Origin of the sequence: Mastigocladopsis repens PCC 10914 (genome assembly GCF_000315565.1) — a bacterium.
Lineage (GTDB): Bacteria > Cyanobacteriota > Cyanobacteriia > Cyanobacteriales > Nostocaceae > Mastigocladopsis > Mastigocladopsis repens.
On the sequence record NZ_JH992901.1, the window covers coordinates 2,654,280 to 2,670,659 of the forward strand.

Consider the following 16,380-nt stretch of genomic DNA (forward strand, 5'->3'; position numbering starts at 1 on the left):
TGTCGGGTAAGTTCCGACCCGCACGAAAGGCGTAACGATCTGGGCACTGTCTCGGAGAGAGACTCGGCGAAATAGGAATGTCTGTGAAGATACGGACTACCTGCACCTGGACAGAAAGACCCTATGAAGCTTTACTGTAGCCTGGAATTGGGTCCGGGCTTGGCTTGCGCAGGATAGGTGGGAGGCATTGAAACACTCCTTGTGGGGAGTGTGGAGCCAACGGTGAGATACCACTCTGGCGAAGCTAGGATTCTAACCCACGACCGTCACCCGGTCGGGAGACAATTTCAGGTGGGCAGTTTGACTGGGGCGGTCGCCTCCTAAAAGGTAACGGAGGCGCACAAAGGTTCCCTCAGCACGCTTGGAAACCGTGCGTTGAGTGTAAAGGCAATAAGGGAGCTTGACTGCAAGACCAACAAGTCGAGCAGGGTGGAAACACGGTCTTAGTGATCCGACGGCACAGCGTGGAATGGCCGTCGCTCAACGGATAAAAGTTACTCTAGGGATAACAGGCTGATCTCCCCCAAGAGTCCACATCGACGGGGAGGTTTGGCACCTCGATGTCGGCTCATCGCAACCTGGGGCGGAAGTACGTCCCAAGGGTTGGGCTGTTCGCCCATTAAAGCGGTACGTGAGCTGGGTTCAGAACGTCGTGAGACAGTTCGGTCCATATCCGGTGCAGGCGCAAGAGCATTGAGAGGAGTCCTCCTTAGTACGAGAGGACCGGGAGGAACGCACCGCTGGTGTACCAGTTATCGTGCCAACGGTAAACGCTGGGTAGCCAAGTGCGGAGTGGATAACCGCTGAAAGCATCTAAGTGGGAAGCCCACCTCAAGATGAGTGCTCTGATGGCATAAGCCAGTAAGGTCACAGGTAGAACACCTGTTGATAGGCGGTAGGTGTACGTGCAGTGATGTATGCAGCCGAGCCGTCCTAATAGACCGAGGGCTTGACCTCATTTCTATCGCTTCAGTTCTATGCAGTCTTTAGGGTTTTGAATCAGTGAGCAGTTAACAGGATGCCCGATAACTGATCACTGGTCACTGACCACTGTCTTTCCTGGTGCCTATGGCGCAGTGGAACCACTCTGACCCCATCCCGAACTCAGTTGTGAAACGCTGCTGTGGCGACGATAGTTGGCGGGTTGCTGCCTGCTACAATAGCTCGGTGCCAGGTTTATTTTTAAGCAAAAAGGCTCTCCCAATCGGAGAGCCTTTTTGTTTTGTGAATACCTATCTATAATCTTGCCTTTGAATATTCCGTAGACGAGCAGCATTACGAATACCGTATTCGGCACGAGTGAAGCGATTGAGCTGAGCTTCAAAGAACTCCCGATTTGCTTGTAAATGTTCGGGATTTGGGTCATCTAAAGGATGTAAAAGCGCAGTTCGCAATGCTTGAATGACCGCAGATGTGACACAGTACATTGAGCGTTGGAAACTGATTCCTAACTGAATCAATATATCCTCATCTCCCCGGCAATATTGCTTGTAGTAATCAATAAGATACTGCGGTAAAAAATGCAACATATCTTGCATTAAGAGTGTTGGTGGAATACCTGCGGTTCCCACTGGAAAGACATCTGCATAGAGAATTCCATAATGGAAGTCTTTTTGGTCTCTAGGCACTTGATCTGCCTGAGCATTGTAAGATTTGGTACCACGGAATGGAATGGTACGATAAAAAACAGCTTCCACATAGGGTAATGCAGCTTCGTGCAGCCAAACGAAGCCTTTTGATTTGGGAACGATTTCGTAGCATTCGCCACGAATGTAAACATGATGATAAATGGGACGATTTGCAATCGCAAAAATTCCGTTCACCAAGAAATTCATTGCCTCTGGGACAGTCGTAATTTTCCCTTCGTCATACAAATCTGACATTTCAAAGAACACGGGAGCCATGACTTCCCAGAATAGCCCCAAATTAGCGTAGTAAGACATCTGGCGGCACTGTTCAATGAACATATCAGGGAACAGCTTGTAAAGCCCCAACATTACTGGGTTGCCTTTGAAGTACGCTTTGATTGCCCTGTCTGCGTTGGCTTTATATTCATCGCTATCCAAGTAAGGGTCAAATTGCCCACCCATACCTCTATGCCACAACATTGCCCGCATACAAGCTTCGGCAAACTCCATGTTGATGCGGTCATGGAATAAGTGATGCAATAACTTGGGCATTTTGAAAGTTTCACCCTTTTCCATAAATGCCAAGAGTTCCGGATGGGCTGTAGCTTCACCGCGCCAAACTCTGACATCAGCATCATCACCAGCGTAATGGTTGTGCAGTTCCAAATACTCCTGAGGCAAGAAGTATTTAAAAAAGGGAAATGGATTTAAAAATACGCGTTCAGCAATGTAAAGCAGGTCACGCCAGTAGAAGTCCATTGGTACTGCATAAGCTTTGTAAATACCAATGATCTGCATTAAATTTTCTGGGGTATCTGGCAACATTGCGCCGCCAGCTTCCAAGCGATGAATGACTTCTGCAAATTCATGGGTAGAAGGAGGCAATTTAGCGACGGGTTTATCTGGAGTTTGTACCATTTTGAGTTCTCTAACGCGCACTATAAAACTTTTGTTTTGAACAAACCGCAAAGACGCAAAGGAAAAAACAAAGAGTCAGAAGTTATAAATTGTTATTCCTTACACCCCACTTCATGGATTAAGAGCGACTTGAGAAGTTACGGTTTTTTCAAGAGGGGGAATTGCCGCAACCATTGCTGTAGAGGTTGGTTCAGCCCAACGCACTAACCAAGTGGGTTGTATTCCCAAGAACAAGATGAGAGCTGCCAAGATGAGAGCTGGCATTTTCTCAGACCATAGGATTTTGGGATAGTAAGCTAAGTTGTTGTCGAGTTTGCCAAAACAGGTGCGGTTAATCAGGATGACAAAGTAGACTGCGGTTAAACCAGTGGCGATGACACACAACAGTGTTGGTATGGGAAAGACAGAAAAACTTCCTTGAAATACGATAAATTCAGCAATGAATCCTGTCATACCGGGAATGCCGGCACTAGCCATGCCTCCTAAAACAAGCAGGGCGCTGATGAGAGGTAAACCGCGTATGGGATTCATTAATCCATTGAGTTTATCCAACTCGCGGGTTCCTACCTTAGCTTCCACAACTCCTACCAAGTGGAAGAGGATAGCAAGGATTATACCGTGGCTAACCATTTGGGCGATACCACCAACGAGTGCCAGCGAAGTGCTAGCAGCAGCAGCTAGCAATATATAACCCATGTGACCGATGGAACTGTACGCCACCATCCGCTTGATGTCTTTTTGGGCAATGGCGGTGACAGCTCCATACATGGCACTCACTGCTCCCCAAATTGCCAAACTGGGTGCAAGAATACTCCAAGCTTGAGGAAACAGCGCCATCCCGAACCGCAAAACGCCATATGTTCCTAACTTCGCCAGCACTCCACCAAGAAGAATAGCAATCGGGGCTGAAGCCTCGACGTAAGCATCTGGTAACCAAGTGTGGAAGGGAACTAGAGGAATTTTGATCCCAAAACCTAACACCATCCCTGCAAGGAGGATAATTTGCAGTGCTGTTGAGAGGGTTTGGGTAGAAAGTGTATCGTAATTAAAGCTGGTTGAGCCTGTGAGCCACACAGTACCTAAAAATGTTGCCAGAATTAACGCTCCAGAAACAGCAGTATAAATCAGGAATTTAATAGCGGCATAGGTTCGATTTTGACCCCCCCAAATCGCAATCAGCAGATAGAAAGGAATTAATTCTATTTCGTAGAACAGGAAGAAAAGCAACAAATTCTGCGCTGCAAATGCACCTGCCACTCCACCGCTAGCTAATAAGATGAGGGAATAAAAAAGCCGGGGACGTTCAGTTTGTTGGCTGCTGCTGTAAATAGCAATCCATGTGAGCAGACTGTTTAAAATGAGCATCAGTATCGACAGCCCATCAACTCCCAATTGATAGCTCAAGCCGAGAGTATCATTCCAAGGTAAATACTCTTGTAATTGCATCCCAGGATTGGAGATATCAAATTTTAGTAGCAGGAAAAGATTCCAAAGCAGAACTAACCCAGCAATCGTTAATGCTCCTAAACGAGCGCTACTAGCAGCGATAGCACCAGGAAAGAAACCAATCACAGCAGCACCTAAAATAGGTAGCCAAATTAAGGTAGTGAGCATAGAGAGATTTGATCCAAAAAGAAAAATTGTGATTTATTGGTGAATGCTATTTCTGAATACTCAGGCTAACTAACTAGAGTTACTTTGCCACTATCTAAATCGTAATAAGCACCTACAAGTTTCAATTTACTTGCTTCAATTAACTGAGATAGGACTGGTGATGTTTTCAACTTTTCCACTTGTGCCAAAACATTTGCTTTACAAGCATTTTCTAGCTGGTCACCTGGTAGTTTTTTTGACTTTTCTACACTTGGTTTAATGGCATCAAGTAAACTGGCTATTTGACCTGGGACTTGAGCACCTTTTATCGTGGCATCTACCGCTCCACATCTTTTATGACCCATTACCATGATTATCTTTGACCCCAATACTAAACTGCCAAATTCCAGGCTACCAATCTCCTCTGGTGTAGCGACATTACCAGCCACTCGGCATACAAATAAATCCCCTAGTCCTTGGTCAAAAACAATCTCTGCAGGAACTCGTGAATCCGCACATCCGAGGATAGATGCAAACGGCGTCTGACCTTTTGCCACTTCAACCAGACGTGCATAAGTTTGGTCAGAGTTGCGACGTTTTCTAGTCCAAAAGCGCTGATTTCCCTCCATTAAACTTTGCAGAGCCTGCTCGGGAGTCATGTCCTTTGCTTGTGCTGTAGCTTGTTCAGGAGAAATAAAGTTAGAGCCAACTCCTGCCGTTAGCACTCCTGTTCCTACGGCTCCTGCACCAAACTTGAGCAAAGTTCTTCTGGAAAGATTGACCTTTTGAGTTTTTCTATTCATTGCCTTCTTCTCACACTTAAAGATTGAAACAGACAAAAAGAAATTGTTAATTGATGATTGTTAATTTTCGTTGCCACGAACTACTCATGTACGGGCGCAAGGGCGCCGCGCCCCTACTAACCAGTCTCGAAACTAAAACATCAAATCTAAAAACTGAACTCCCCAGTATTGCCAACTCACAAGGATTCCTAAGACTCCTACTCCAAGCAACACAGTGAATGCGTAAAACTGGGTTTGTCCAGAGGTGCTGTACTTAAGACCCTCGCCGCTGCTAAGGGAAGCTAAACCAACCAAGTTAACGATGCCATCGAAGACAAAGCGGTCAACAATGTCAGCAAGTTTTGAAATCATGTCAACGCTGAAAATTATGCTCATCCGATACAGTTTTGGTGTGTAAAAGTCATAAGCCAGCAAGTTTTGCAAAGCTTGCACAGGGAAGCGAATCGGTTTGGGAATAACATTGCCCAGATAAATCACGCTACTGATGCTGCAACCGAAAACACTTGACCAAATCAGTAGTAGTGCTACGTCTTTATTAAGATTTGCCCAGTTTGGGAGCAGCGATAAGCTTTGCAAAACTAAGGGTAGATGGAGGGTAAATCCCAGGAGAATAATCATGGGTAGAGCCATTTGCCAGCTCACTTCGGGAGAGCGATCGCTCATTTGCTGAGGTTTACCGCCAAAAATTAAACTAAATTCCCTGGTTAAGCTGAAAGCTGTCAAAGCGTTGACTATGATCACAACTCCCACCAGCCAAGGTTGCGTGACCCACAGCCCTGAAGCTAATTTCAGCAACGCCCAAAAACTACCTAAAGGTGGAAAACCAATTAACCCAAGAATTCCCACAACATAAGCTATTCCCGATACTGGACGGCGTGACCACAGTCCCCCTAGCTGGGTAACATCTTGGGTGATGCTGTTCCATACAATTGCACCAGTACTCATGACTAAGAGTGCTGCTGCTAAAGCATGGGTCAGTACTAACAACAGTGCAGCTTCATCTTGCTGTGTTCCTACAGCGATGAACACCAAACCCATGTAGGTACTCACGGAATAGGATAAGCAACGTTTGATGTCAATTTGGGCGATCGCAATCAAAGAACCACCCACAGCTGTCACAGCACCAATAGCCACCATTGCAGAGGTAGCTATGGGCGAGAGGCTAAAAACAGGTTGCAGCTTAATCAGTACCCAAGCACCACTGGCAACGACTACAGAGTTTCGCAAAATTGTACTGGGTACAGGTCCTTCCATCGCTTCATCTAACCATAGATGCAAGGGAAACTGAGCGCACTTACCCATTGGACCTGCAATTAATGCCAGACACACCAGCGCTATCAACGTGGGATTGACATGAGCAGTAGCCGCCCACTCTGCTAGTTCTGTATAATTCCAAGTCCCTGCTAGGGGCCATATTGCCAGTACCCCCATCAACAGAAATAAATCTCCTACCCGCTTGGTTAAAAAAGCATCTCTAGCCCCTGTGACTACCAAAGGCTGACTAAACCATAATCCGACTAGCAGGTAAGTTCCCAGAGTCAGGATTTCCAAAATGACATAGCTGAAAAATAAAGAGTTGCACAGGGCAAGCGCACATAGTCCAGCTTCAAACAATCCCAACAGGGAATAAAAACGCGCCCAACCCCAATCCATCTCCATGTAACCAATGGCAAAGATTTGTGCTAGCAAATTCAAACCAGCAATGACAACCATCGCGCCAACACTGACTGAAGAGATTTCTAAATCAATGGAGAGGTTTAAACCAGCAGTACTCAGCCAAGGTATAGATATTTGATATGGCGGCTGATTCCAGGTAGCTGGCAATGCCAAGGCAGAATGAACAAACGCCAAAAATGTCATGACCAAGTTTACATAACCTGCCGGTCTTGGTCCGGTGCGTTGAATGATTCCTGGAGACCAAGGCACGGCTAAAAGCCCGCCCATTAAGGCATAGCAAGGCACTAACCAAATAGATTCAAGCAGAAACTGAGCCATTCATTCTCCTTTATATTTGCAGCAAAACAGAGCGCGTTTGTCAATCTACAACCATTATTTGCAATCAACGCAGATATGTCATCTCAGAAAAATTAATTTTTGCTTAATCTTGTTAGATATAGATTAACTTTTACTATGGAAAAAAGGAATAAGTTAACTAAATAATTAATAGATGATTACTCTAAAAAAATCTTATAGTCTAAAAAAAAATAAATAGTTAGTATTGTTTTCTATCTATCTATCGAAGTTTTAGAGGTTGAACAAGAAAGAACAAAGGTGTCAGTCGTCAGGAGCCAGAATGACGAGTACACCCCATGAAGGATGAGTAAAGGCTTCAGTCCCCCACCAAATCAACGATTGTGGTGGTCTTCAATTGGGAAGGGTCGGAATCCCGCAACCAAATTGCTTATTCTGAATTCTGTATTCTGTTCGCTTAGCGTGCCGGAGGCACTATTCTGACTTCTTTTTCAAAGCAGTTCTGATAAGATGCCATAAACCAGCCGGGAGGTTCGGGTGCATTGTCTTGTTCTTTGCAAGACCATGTATTCAGGGCTACTGAAAACCCTAACCTCAGCCGTCAAGCAGGTTAGGGTAGTTTATACTCAGGAATATCTGCCGATGCCTGAGCCAGTGATGAAGTTCATTTGTATCCTAGAAATAGAGGCTTGATATTTTTTAGGTAGATATGATGACTCTAGAGGAATTCAAGCAGTTAATAGAACAAGGGCGAAAATGTCCTGAGTCACTGCCAAAAGCGTTGCAAGCCCTTTGGTACGATAAAAAAGGTGAGTGGAACACTGCACACGAAATAGTACAAAATGCCAACGATGCTGATAGTGCTTGGGTTCACGCTTACCTACACCGCAAAGAGGGCGATTTAAGCAATGCCCGTTACTGGTATAGACGCAGCAGTCAGCCAGAGCCAACAGTAGGGCTAAACCAGGAATGGGAGCAGATAACTTCTAGTTTATTGAGCAAGGTGAACCAAGTATGGATGCAGATGAACTGAAGCGTCGTTACGCAGCAGGAGAAAGAGATTTTGCAGCAACCAACCTTAGCAGATCCAAATTGGTTGGAGCCAACCTAGCTGGAGTCAATTTATTTGCAGCGGATTTAAGCGGAGTCAACCTAGCTAAAGCTAAACTGTGGGGAGCTAACCTTGGAGGAGCTAACTTAGCCAGAGCCAACTTGACACGAGCTAACCTCAGCGGTGTCAACTTGCATGAAGCGAATCTCCGGGGAGCCAAGCTCAACTTTGCCAAGCTATATGGAGCAAACTTGAGTGGCGCTTGCTACGATGACAGCACCCGCTTTTCTAGAGGTTTTGACCCTATCAGTAGAAATATGCGGAAGCTTTGACTACTGTATATTCATTGCCTATAGTTTAAGCACAATAGAGATAAGTGGCGGAATAATTTGATGGCTGATGTAAGTGGTACTTGGCTTGGAACTTACTGGCAACAAGGAAGTCCTACCCGTTTTGAAGTGACATTGATTCAAAGTGGTAACACGTTGACTGGCAGGATTTTAGATGACAGCAACTTGGGAGAAGCCCAGCTTACAGGTGAGGTGGTTGGGCGTCGAATCAGCTTTATCAAGTGCTACTTTACCACTTCACCTGATCCAGTTAGCTACGTTGGCACAATCTCAGAGAATGAAGATTATATGCAAGGGCAATGGAGCATCAAACGTTCAAACTCTGGTCCTTGGGAAGCCCGACGTAGTGGGGAAAGCCTGATAGCAGATTTACAAACTCGTATAGAAAAACAGGTTTCCTTAACGGGTTGATAGCTAGAATTTTGTCTGAAAAGCATGAAGAACGCGCTCAGTTGCTCGCACGGTTGCGTACGATGGGTGTAGCTCCAGATTAGCGCTAAAGCGCTTACTAGAACACCGATTCACTAATCCCAAAAACCCGGTTTCTGTTCCTGAAAAGATTAATTTTTCGTTGGCTGTAGAGACGCGCCATGGCGCGTCTCTACAAAAAAACGGGTTTTTTAGCTCCAAGTCTGAATACTGAATTGGTGTTCTAGGAACCACTTATGAATAACTTAAGATGTAGGATGTTAACATCCCCGAAAAATCAAGCATCAAAGCTGTAATTACTTATATCCTTAGAACCAAGGATATGAAAAATATTTAAATTACAAGCTTTATGGTAGTAGATTTACGAAAATTTTTTGAAGCAACAGACCCCAGCCGAACTCTAGTTGTTAATAACACTCAGGATAAGAAGTATTATATTGACTTTTCCTCGGTGCGAGGCGGCGATATCATCGGCAAGCTGAAGCAGAAAATTACATTTTTCAAGCCAAATGACCCTAGTTGCACTCTTTTTACTGGGCATATTGGGTGTGGCAAATCTACAGAATTGCTGCGGCTGAAATTAGAACTGGAAGCGGATGGCTTTCATGTGGTTTATTTTGAGTCCAGCGAAGATTTGGAAATGACTGATATAGATATCGCTGATATACTGCTAGCGATCGCCCGTCGTGTCAGTCAAAGTTTAGAGAAACTCAAGCTTGAGGAACCCAGTCAGCTAAAGGAGTTACTGCAAGGTGCGGTGCGGGTTTTAAACGCTGAGGTGACTGGGGTAAAACTGAAGGTTCCCAGTGTTGGTGATGTTGGTGTCACCTCTGAAAAAGAAAAGTTGACTTTAGCTTTTGGAATTGGGGAAATCACTGCTAAGACCAAGAGTGATGCAAGGTTACGAGAAAAACTCAATCAGTATCTAGGACCACAAAAAATTCAGCTGTTGGACGCGATTAATAAGGAATTGCTAGAACCAGCTATAACCAAACTCAAACAGCAGGGCAAAAAAGGTCTCGTGGTGATTGTGGATAATCTTGACCGCATTGATAATCGTGCCAAACCTTGGGGTCGTCCGCAACAGGAATACTTGTTTGTCGATCAGGGCGAGTATTTGACCAAGTTGAATTGTCATGCTGTGTATACAATGCCACTGTCTCTCAAGTTTTCCAATGATTATGGAACGCTGACACAGCGATTTTTGGAAGACCCCAGGGTGTTGCCGATGGTCCCTGTACAATGGTCAGATGGCAGTGTTCATGAAGAGGGAATGACGCTCATACAACAGATGGTACTGGCAAGAGCCTTTCCCGACTTGCAACCAGACCAGCGTCTCAGTAATATTACCTTTATTTTTGACCGTGCTGCAACCCTTGATCACTTATGTAGAATGAGTGGCGGTCATGTGCGCGACTTGCTGCGGCTGCTGAATACATGGATTATGGAGGAAATGTCACTTCCTCTGACTCGTGATACTTTGGACAATGTGATTCGCGCTCGTCGCAATGAAATGATTATGCCGATTTCTGACGATGAGTGGGAATTGCTACGTCATGTTAAGCAAAGGAAGAAAGTCAGCGATGACCAGGGATACCAAAAGCTGATCCGTAGTCGATTTGTGTTTGAATATCGCGATCGCCTACGGCGGGCACTCCGTGCCATCGCGGTGAGTCCTGGTTTGATGTTAATCCGATTTTGGCAGAGGCGCGGGAGTTGCAGTAAGAGGAGCAGGGGGAGCAGGGGATGCAGGGGAAGAAGAAATGACAAATGATCAGCACCGTTCAGAAGATGTCCGTCTCAACAATGATCGCTCATTGCAACAACTGGCTTGGGCGATTGAGGCTTCTGTTGGACAGTTTAAGCTGATTTTGGCACGGTGCAATTATGCCAGTTCGCGATCGCGTCTCATAGAACGGCTACGCGAAATTTGTCAAGTGGAAATCCGCGTTTTGGTTCTTAAGGAATCGGAAAGGACTCTCTACACCGCAATTCGGGAAGAATTGGGGGATGATGTGCAAGCCTTGATGATTTTGGGCTTAGAATCGGTGTGGAATCTCGACCAAATGCTGATTTCTGCAAATCAGGTGCGGGAAGAGTTCCGCAATCATTTTCCTTTTCCTGTGGTGTTCTGGATTGATGATGAAGTCCACAAGCAGCTGATGCAGTTTGCTCCTGATTTAGAAAGTTGGGCGACGACGAGAAATTTTGCTATTGCTGTTGATGAATTGATGGAGTTTTTGCAAGAAACAGCAGAGCAATTATTAACTGGTGATTTCAGCCTGACTTTAGAAAAATGTTCCGAGATTAAATTAGCTTGGCAAGATTTACAAAATTCTGGACAAGTTCTAGAGCCAGAAGCAAAAGCGAGAATCGAATATTTATTGGGCTTAACAGAATATGTTGATAAGAACTTTGATAATGCTCTTGAATATTATCAACAAAGTTTGGCTTTTTGGCAGCAAGCAAATGATTTAATCCGGCAAAGCAAAGTTTTAAGCTATATCACATTGTGTTATTACGAAAAAGCGAGGCAACAGGAAACTAAGCGCCCACAGACGGTAGAGACGCGCCATCCACCAGATACTGTAGAGACGCGCCATCTACCAGATACTGTAGAGACGCGCCATCCACCAGATACTGTAGAGACGCGCCATCCACCAGATACTGTAGAGACGCGCCATCCACCAGATACTGTAGAGACGCGCCATGGCGCGTCTCTACAACATGAAAATAGAAGGCATCCAGATTGGCAAGAAACGAGAAATTATCTTCAGCAAACTCTCCAAATTTTAGAAGCGGCTCAACGTCGAGATTTAATTGCTCATTTACTTGACAAATTTGGCATTATTCTACGTGATTTACAAGATTGGGAGCAGTTGAAAAGCTTGACTGAGAAAGCTTTGCAAGTTCATGAATCAGAAGGAAATTTGCTGAAGATATCTCAGGATTATGGTTTTTTAGCTGAAGTTGCTCTGGCAAATAAGCAATGGCAAGATGCCAAACAATTAGCCGAGAACGCATTAGAAGTAAATAGCGCTCAGACTAGAAGTCTGGCGCTACACAGACAAAGCTCCGAAGTTTGCCCGGAGGGAAACCCTCCTTGCAACTTCTCTCTGCCTCCGCAGGCTAATGAGTCCGCGCAGGCGGACTTCGTCTGTGTAGCCGCAATTTCTAATCGCCAAGAATTTTTATTAATTCTCGCGCAAGCTGAACAAAATTTAGGCGCAAAACAAGCAGCTATCAGTCATTTAGAAGTAGCAAGAAAGATAGGTGTGTCTGACAATGCTCCGCAACTTTATATTAAGATTTTAAGAAATTTACGACGCTTATATTTAAAACAAAAGCAATATTTAGAAGCTTTTAAAATTAAGCAAGAAAGACTTTCAGTTGAGCAACAATTTGGCTTGCGGGCGTTTATTGGTGCGGGTAGGTTACAAGCAACACGACTGGTAAATTTATCCCCACTTGTAGAGACGCGCTATGGCGCGTCTTTACAGGATATCGCCCCAGAAATTAGCGCTTCTGGTCGTTTGCTGGATGTAGAACGTTTGATTTCACGCATCGGTCGCAATGACCATAAACTGATAGTTATTTATGGACAATCAGGGGTTGGCAAAAGTTCGCTGGTGAATGCAGGACTTGTACCAGCTTTGAAAAACAAAGCGATCGGCATTCAAGATAATTTAGTTATTGTGGTGCGGGTTTATACCAATTGGGTGGATGAGTTGGCATGGCAGATAGTAGAAGCGTTGAGAGAAATGGGGAGATGGGTTGATGACACGCAAACTTCAGCTTCAGATACTCAAGCGCCAGTCTCAAACACTCAAGCGCCAGTCTCGGATACTCAACGACGAGTATCAAACACTCAACGGCGAGTATCAAACACTCAAGCACGAGTATCAAACACTCAAGCGCGAGTATCAAACACTCAACGACGAGTGTTAAACACTCAAGCGCGAGTATCAAACACTCAAGCGCGAGTATCAAACACTCAACGACGAGTATTAGAAGCTCAAACGCCTCACTCGCCAACTGCGCTTTTAGAACAATTGCGACAGTGGGAGACGCAGAACCTGCGCCCAGTAATGATTTTTGACCAATTTGAGGAATTTTTCTTCGTTGACATCGCACCACAGCAAAGGCGGCAATTTTTTGAGTTTGTGGGCGAGTGTCTTAACATTCTGTCGCTGAAGGTGATTTTGTCGCTGCGGGTGGATTACCTGCATTATCTGCTGGAGTGCAACGACTTGCCTAGCATGAAGATTATTAGCAATGATATTCTCAGCAATCGTGTGCTTTATAAGTTGGGGAATTTTTCACCGAGTGATGCTAAGTCAATTATTCAGCAATTAACTGAGCGTGCTAATTTTCATTTAGAACCTGCTTTAGTTGATGAACTGGTGCAGGATTTAGCGCAGGAACTGGGGGAAGTGCGCCCGATTGAGTTGCAGGTGGTGGGGGCGCAACTGCAAACGGAAGACATCACAAGTTTGGCAAAATATCGGGAGTGTGGCACAAAGGAAGAACTGGTTAAACGCTACCTAAATGCAGTCGTTGAGGACTGCGGCGCAGAAAATCAGCAAACGGCGGAATTTGTGATGTATTTGCTGACGGATGAAAAGGGGACTCGTCCGTTGAAGACTCGCGCTGAACTGGAACGGGATTTGCAGGCGTTAGCCGCAGATGTGAGTCAAGAAGCGAGTAAATTAGATTTGATTTTAGAGATTTTCGTGGAATCTGGTTTGGTGGTTTTGCTGCGGGAAAATCCAGCAAACCGCTATCAACTGGTGCATGATTATTTAGCTGAGTTTATTCGCCAGCAACAAGAACCGAAGTTAAGCCAGGTGATGGCGGAACTGGAAAGGGAGAGGAAGCAACGCCTGCAAACTGAAGAACAGTTAAAACAAACTGAACAAGCTAAGCAGATATTAGCAAAGGCGAACCACCAAGCAAGCCAGCGGATTCGTATTGGTTCGGGAGTGCTGATTGCATCCTTTGTTGTCGCAGGAATTGTCACATTACAAGCATTTGGACTTGTGGGGAAAGCACAGAAAATTACAACATTAGAACGACAAGGAGTTGCCACAGAGAAGCTTTTTCAGTTCCAACAAATCGAAGCATTGCTTTTAGCTTTAGATGCAGGGCAAGATTTGCGTACTCTTATAAACCAAGAACATGAACCAGCAGAATACCCAGCTGCTAGCCCTGTGTTAGCCTTACAAACAATTGTTGACAACATTCAAGAGCAAAATCAACTCAAAGGGCATACAGGTTCTGTCATCAGCGCCAGTTTTAGCAGCGATGGCAAACGCATTCTCACTGCTTCCGATGACAATACCGCGCGGGTGTGGGATATCTCTGGCAAACAATTAGCCGAACTCAAAGGGCATACATCTGGTGTCATCAGCGCCAGTTTTAGCAGCGATGGCAAACGCATTCTCACGGCTTCATCGGACAATACCGCGCGGGTGTGGGATATCTCTGGCAAACAATTAGCCGAACTCAAAGGGCATACATCTGGTGTCATCAGCGCCAGTTTTAGCAGCGATGGCAAACGCATTCTCACGGCTTCCGATGACAATACCGCGCGGGTGTGGCGTTATCGAAGTTTCGAGGAATTGTTATCAGAAGGTTGTCACTGGTTGAATGATTATCTTGTCATCAATCCTAAAGAACTGGAAAAACTAGAAGTTTGTCAAAACAAATCTAACTTGAGAGCAGCAGCAGAATTTTTGGTGAAAGAAGGAGAACAGCAAGCAAGAGCAGGTAATATTGATGAGGCAATGGCGACTTTCCGTAAAGCTCTCCAGTGGAATTCTAATTTAACATTTGACGCACAGGCAAAAGCATTGGTCATACAAGGAGAAACTCTTGCAGAAGAAGGTAAGGTAAAAGAAGCCGTAGCAGCTTACGCAGAAGCCCAAAAAGTAGATCCAAAAGTGGAAATTGACGCTAATTCTTGGAATTCACTTTGTTGGTACGGTAGCCTGCACCGTCGTGCTGCTGATGTGATGTTTGCCTGTGAAAAAGCCGTGCAACTCGCTCCTGGCGATGGCAATATTCGGGATAGCCGTGGGCTTGCTAGGGCGTTGACAGGTAACACTCAAGGAGCAATTGAGGATTTTGAGGCATTTATTGCCCAGGTTGATGATAAGGAGATAAAATCACAACGGCAACGGTGGGTGAAGGATTTACGCGCTGGGAAGAAGCCGTTTACTGAGGAAGAGTTGAAGAAGTTGTTGCAATGAGCGCTAAAGCGCTTTGCTGACTCCGCGTTGAAAAGTACTAAAGTGCTTACGACGGTGCTAGGATGTTGTAGTCGCTGCTTAATGCTCGCTGTCGATGAACAAACCATTAGATGAAGCACTTTCTGTTGAAATCGCCCAACGCATAAAAAGCAAGGCTAAAACCCCGTGTGATAATGCTTACAGAGCAGCACTGGCGACTGAGGGAGCAATCTATGTACAGGGGTTTTTAGTTTTTGCTGGTAAGCCATACAAACCCATCGAACACGGTTGGATTGAACTGGAAAATAGCATAGTCGATCCAACACTACCGCACCTGAAGAAGAATGCTCAAGAAGTTTGGTATTTTCCAGCACAACGCTTAACCGTAAAGCAACTGAAAGCAATCATAGAAGAATCTAAAGAAGATTATCCAGAAGACAACCCTCTGCCAATCTATAGTGACCCACCTTACGAGTATTATGGAGACGTGATGTTAGGTGGTAAAGATTACTTGCAAGCTTATAAAGCGGCGGAAGCTAAGTGCAGAGAACTCAACCAAAAAAACGCTGAGAAAAATTAATGCAGTCGTTCTTCAATTCGATTTGCCATTGCTGCCAAAATATTCTCTATAGCTGCAAATTTGGTTTCCTCGTACATCAAAGGAAACTGCTATCCGATTTTTGTAAAGTTCTCCAAACAACAGACCCTCATCTCGGAACTCAAAAACAACCGTTGTCTCATTACTGGTAACATGGTCTAAAGTGACAGTGAGTCCATCTTTAAAGCATTCCGAAACATATGGGAAAAATTCTCTTGCTTTCTCTTTTCCCTTATGCAACCCGTGATATTTTCCTGCGGGAAACCAGAAGCTAAAGTCTTCGGTGAGCATATCCAAGAACTGGTTCCACTCGCCTGTAGCCAAACCGTGCTGGAAGTGTTTAAATGCTTGATGAGCAACTGTTAAAGTATTGTCTGATTGTGTCATAATGACACCTTGTAAAATTCATTTGTGTTTATCATGTCACGGCAGTGGCACTAGCATTACCTACTTAAGAATTATTGACATTCTCTAGCTTTGCCACAATCACAATACTGTTGAGTTAAGGGTTGTTGCTGGAAATTGCAGACGTGTAGAGACGCAACGCCAGTTGTCTGGGTAAATTATCATATTTTCATATATTGCACCAGGCGACTGTAAGTCGCGGCTACACATACAAAACCCGCCTGCGCGGGTTTGAAACTCTTGATTTTGTGTCAGTCCGCGTAGGCGGACTTTGTTTACAGCGGTTTGCAATTGGGTGAGGTACACAAAGAAATAATGAACCACAGATGGACACAGATGGACACAGATAAATTAGTACTTCATTCAGATGAGAAGCGCTGTATATAGGCGCGATTTCTAATCGC

11 protein-coding genes, 1 rRNA gene, 1 pseudogene and 1 other annotated feature are annotated in these 16,380 nt (G+C 44.9%); of the genes and pseudogenes, 7 read left to right on the forward strand and 6 right to left on the reverse strand.

Going from position 1 to position 16,380, the window contains the following annotated elements; all coding sequences use genetic code 11:
• Positions 1–76 precede the first annotated feature (76 nt).
• Positions 77–945, forward strand: a sequence feature (23S ribosomal RNA rRNA prediction is too short).
• A 113-nt stretch (positions 946–1,058) separates the two neighbouring features.
• Positions 1,059–1,176 (forward strand): 5S ribosomal RNA (gene rrf / locus MAS10914_RS0113960).
• A gap of 56 nt (positions 1,177–1,232) precedes the next feature.
• Here rrf and MAS10914_RS0113965 read toward each other — a convergent pair.
• The 4 genes from MAS10914_RS0113965 to MAS10914_RS0113980 form a co-directional block, all read right to left on the reverse strand.
• Positions 1,233–2,546, reverse strand: a complete 1,314-nt coding sequence (locus MAS10914_RS0113965; RefSeq protein WP_017316560.1) for a CO2 hydration protein — start codon at positions 2,544–2,546, stop codon at positions 1,233–1,235.
• Positions 2,547–2,657: 111 nt separating this feature from the next.
• Positions 2,658–4,160 (reverse strand): NADH-quinone oxidoreductase subunit M, encoded by a 1,503-nt coding sequence (locus tag MAS10914_RS0113970; protein WP_017316561.1) that lies wholly within the window; start codon positions 4,158–4,160, stop codon positions 2,658–2,660.
• A 65-nt stretch (positions 4,161–4,225) separates the two neighbouring features.
• On the reverse strand, positions 4,226–4,942 hold the full coding sequence (locus MAS10914_RS0113975; protein WP_017316562.1) for a carbonic anhydrase: 717 nt from the start codon (positions 4,940–4,942) through the stop codon (positions 4,226–4,228).
• Between the two features lie 132 nt (positions 4,943–5,074).
• Entirely contained in the window at positions 5,075–6,937 is a 1,863-nt protein-coding gene (locus MAS10914_RS0113980; protein WP_017316563.1) for an NAD(P)H-quinone oxidoreductase subunit F, read from the reverse strand.
• A 688-nt stretch (positions 6,938–7,625) separates the two neighbouring features.
• Here MAS10914_RS0113980 and MAS10914_RS0113985 point away from each other — a divergent pair.
• From MAS10914_RS0113985 to MAS10914_RS0114010, 6 genes and pseudogenes are all read left to right on the forward strand, one after another.
• Positions 7,626–7,946 (forward strand): hypothetical protein, encoded by a 321-nt coding sequence (locus MAS10914_RS0113985; RefSeq protein ID WP_017316564.1) that lies wholly within the window; start codon positions 7,626–7,628, stop codon positions 7,944–7,946.
• Entirely contained in the window at positions 7,928–8,296 is a 369-nt protein-coding gene (locus MAS10914_RS0113990; protein ID WP_017316565.1) for a pentapeptide repeat-containing protein, read from the forward strand. Before MAS10914_RS0113985 ends, MAS10914_RS0113990 begins: the two co-directional genes overlap by 19 nt.
• Positions 8,297–8,356: 60 nt before the next feature.
• A complete protein-coding gene (locus tag MAS10914_RS0113995; RefSeq protein WP_017316566.1) occupies positions 8,357–8,725 on the forward strand; it encodes a hypothetical protein in 369 nt (122 codons plus the stop codon).
• Positions 8,726–9,092: 367 nt separating this feature from the next.
• Positions 9,093–10,468: pseudogene (locus tag MAS10914_RS31565) on the forward strand (P-loop NTPase fold protein).
• 38 nt (positions 10,469–10,506) lie between these two features.
• Positions 10,507–14,994, forward strand: coding sequence for an nSTAND1 domain-containing NTPase (locus MAS10914_RS0114005; protein ID WP_017316567.1), 4,488 nt, complete (start codon positions 10,507–10,509; stop codon positions 14,992–14,994).
• Positions 14,995–15,088: 94 nt separating this feature from the next.
• The gene (locus tag MAS10914_RS0114010) at positions 15,089–15,553 is read left to right on the forward strand and encodes a hypothetical protein (protein ID WP_017316568.1); all 465 of its coding nucleotides are present in this window, start codon (positions 15,089–15,091) and stop codon (positions 15,551–15,553) included.
• A 12-nt stretch (positions 15,554–15,565) separates the two neighbouring features.
• Here MAS10914_RS0114010 and MAS10914_RS0114015 read toward each other — a convergent pair whose 3' ends face one another.
• Both MAS10914_RS0114015 and MAS10914_RS35545 read right to left on the reverse strand, forming a co-directional pair.
• Positions 15,566–15,958 (reverse strand): nuclear transport factor 2 family protein, encoded by a 393-nt coding sequence (locus tag MAS10914_RS0114015; protein ID WP_017316569.1) that lies wholly within the window; start codon positions 15,956–15,958, stop codon positions 15,566–15,568.
• 99 nt (positions 15,959–16,057) lie between these two features.
• A complete protein-coding gene (locus MAS10914_RS35545; RefSeq protein ID WP_017316570.1) occupies positions 16,058–16,300 on the reverse strand; it encodes a hypothetical protein in 243 nt (80 codons plus the stop codon).
• Positions 16,301–16,380: the final 80 nt, after the last annotated feature.

Coding starts and splice junctions, on each gene's coding strand:
- MAS10914_RS0113965 (WP_017316560.1), bottom strand. CDS start 2,546: ATGGTACAAACTCCAGATAAACCCGTCGCTAAATTGCCTCCTTCTACC.
- MAS10914_RS0113970 (WP_017316561.1), bottom strand. CDS start 4,160: ATGCTCACTACCTTAATTTGGCTACCTATTTTAGGTGCTGCTGTGATT.
- MAS10914_RS0113975 (WP_017316562.1), bottom strand. CDS start 4,942: ATGAATAGAAAAACTCAAAAGGTCAATCTTTCCAGAAGAACTTTGCTC.
- MAS10914_RS0113980 (WP_017316563.1), bottom strand. CDS start 6,937: ATGGCTCAGTTTCTGCTTGAATCTATTTGGTTAGTGCCTTGCTATGCC.
- MAS10914_RS0113985 (WP_017316564.1), top strand. CDS start 7,626: ATGACTCTAGAGGAATTCAAGCAGTTAATAGAACAAGGGCGAAAATGT.
- MAS10914_RS0113990 (WP_017316565.1), top strand. CDS start 7,928: ATGGATGCAGATGAACTGAAGCGTCGTTACGCAGCAGGAGAAAGAGAT.
- MAS10914_RS0113995 (WP_017316566.1), top strand. CDS start 8,357: ATGGCTGATGTAAGTGGTACTTGGCTTGGAACTTACTGGCAACAAGGA.
- MAS10914_RS0114005 (WP_017316567.1), top strand. CDS start 10,507: ATGACAAATGATCAGCACCGTTCAGAAGATGTCCGTCTCAACAATGAT.
- MAS10914_RS0114010 (WP_017316568.1), top strand. CDS start 15,089: ATGAACAAACCATTAGATGAAGCACTTTCTGTTGAAATCGCCCAACGC.
- MAS10914_RS0114015 (WP_017316569.1), bottom strand. CDS start 15,958: ATGACACAATCAGACAATACTTTAACAGTTGCTCATCAAGCATTTAAA.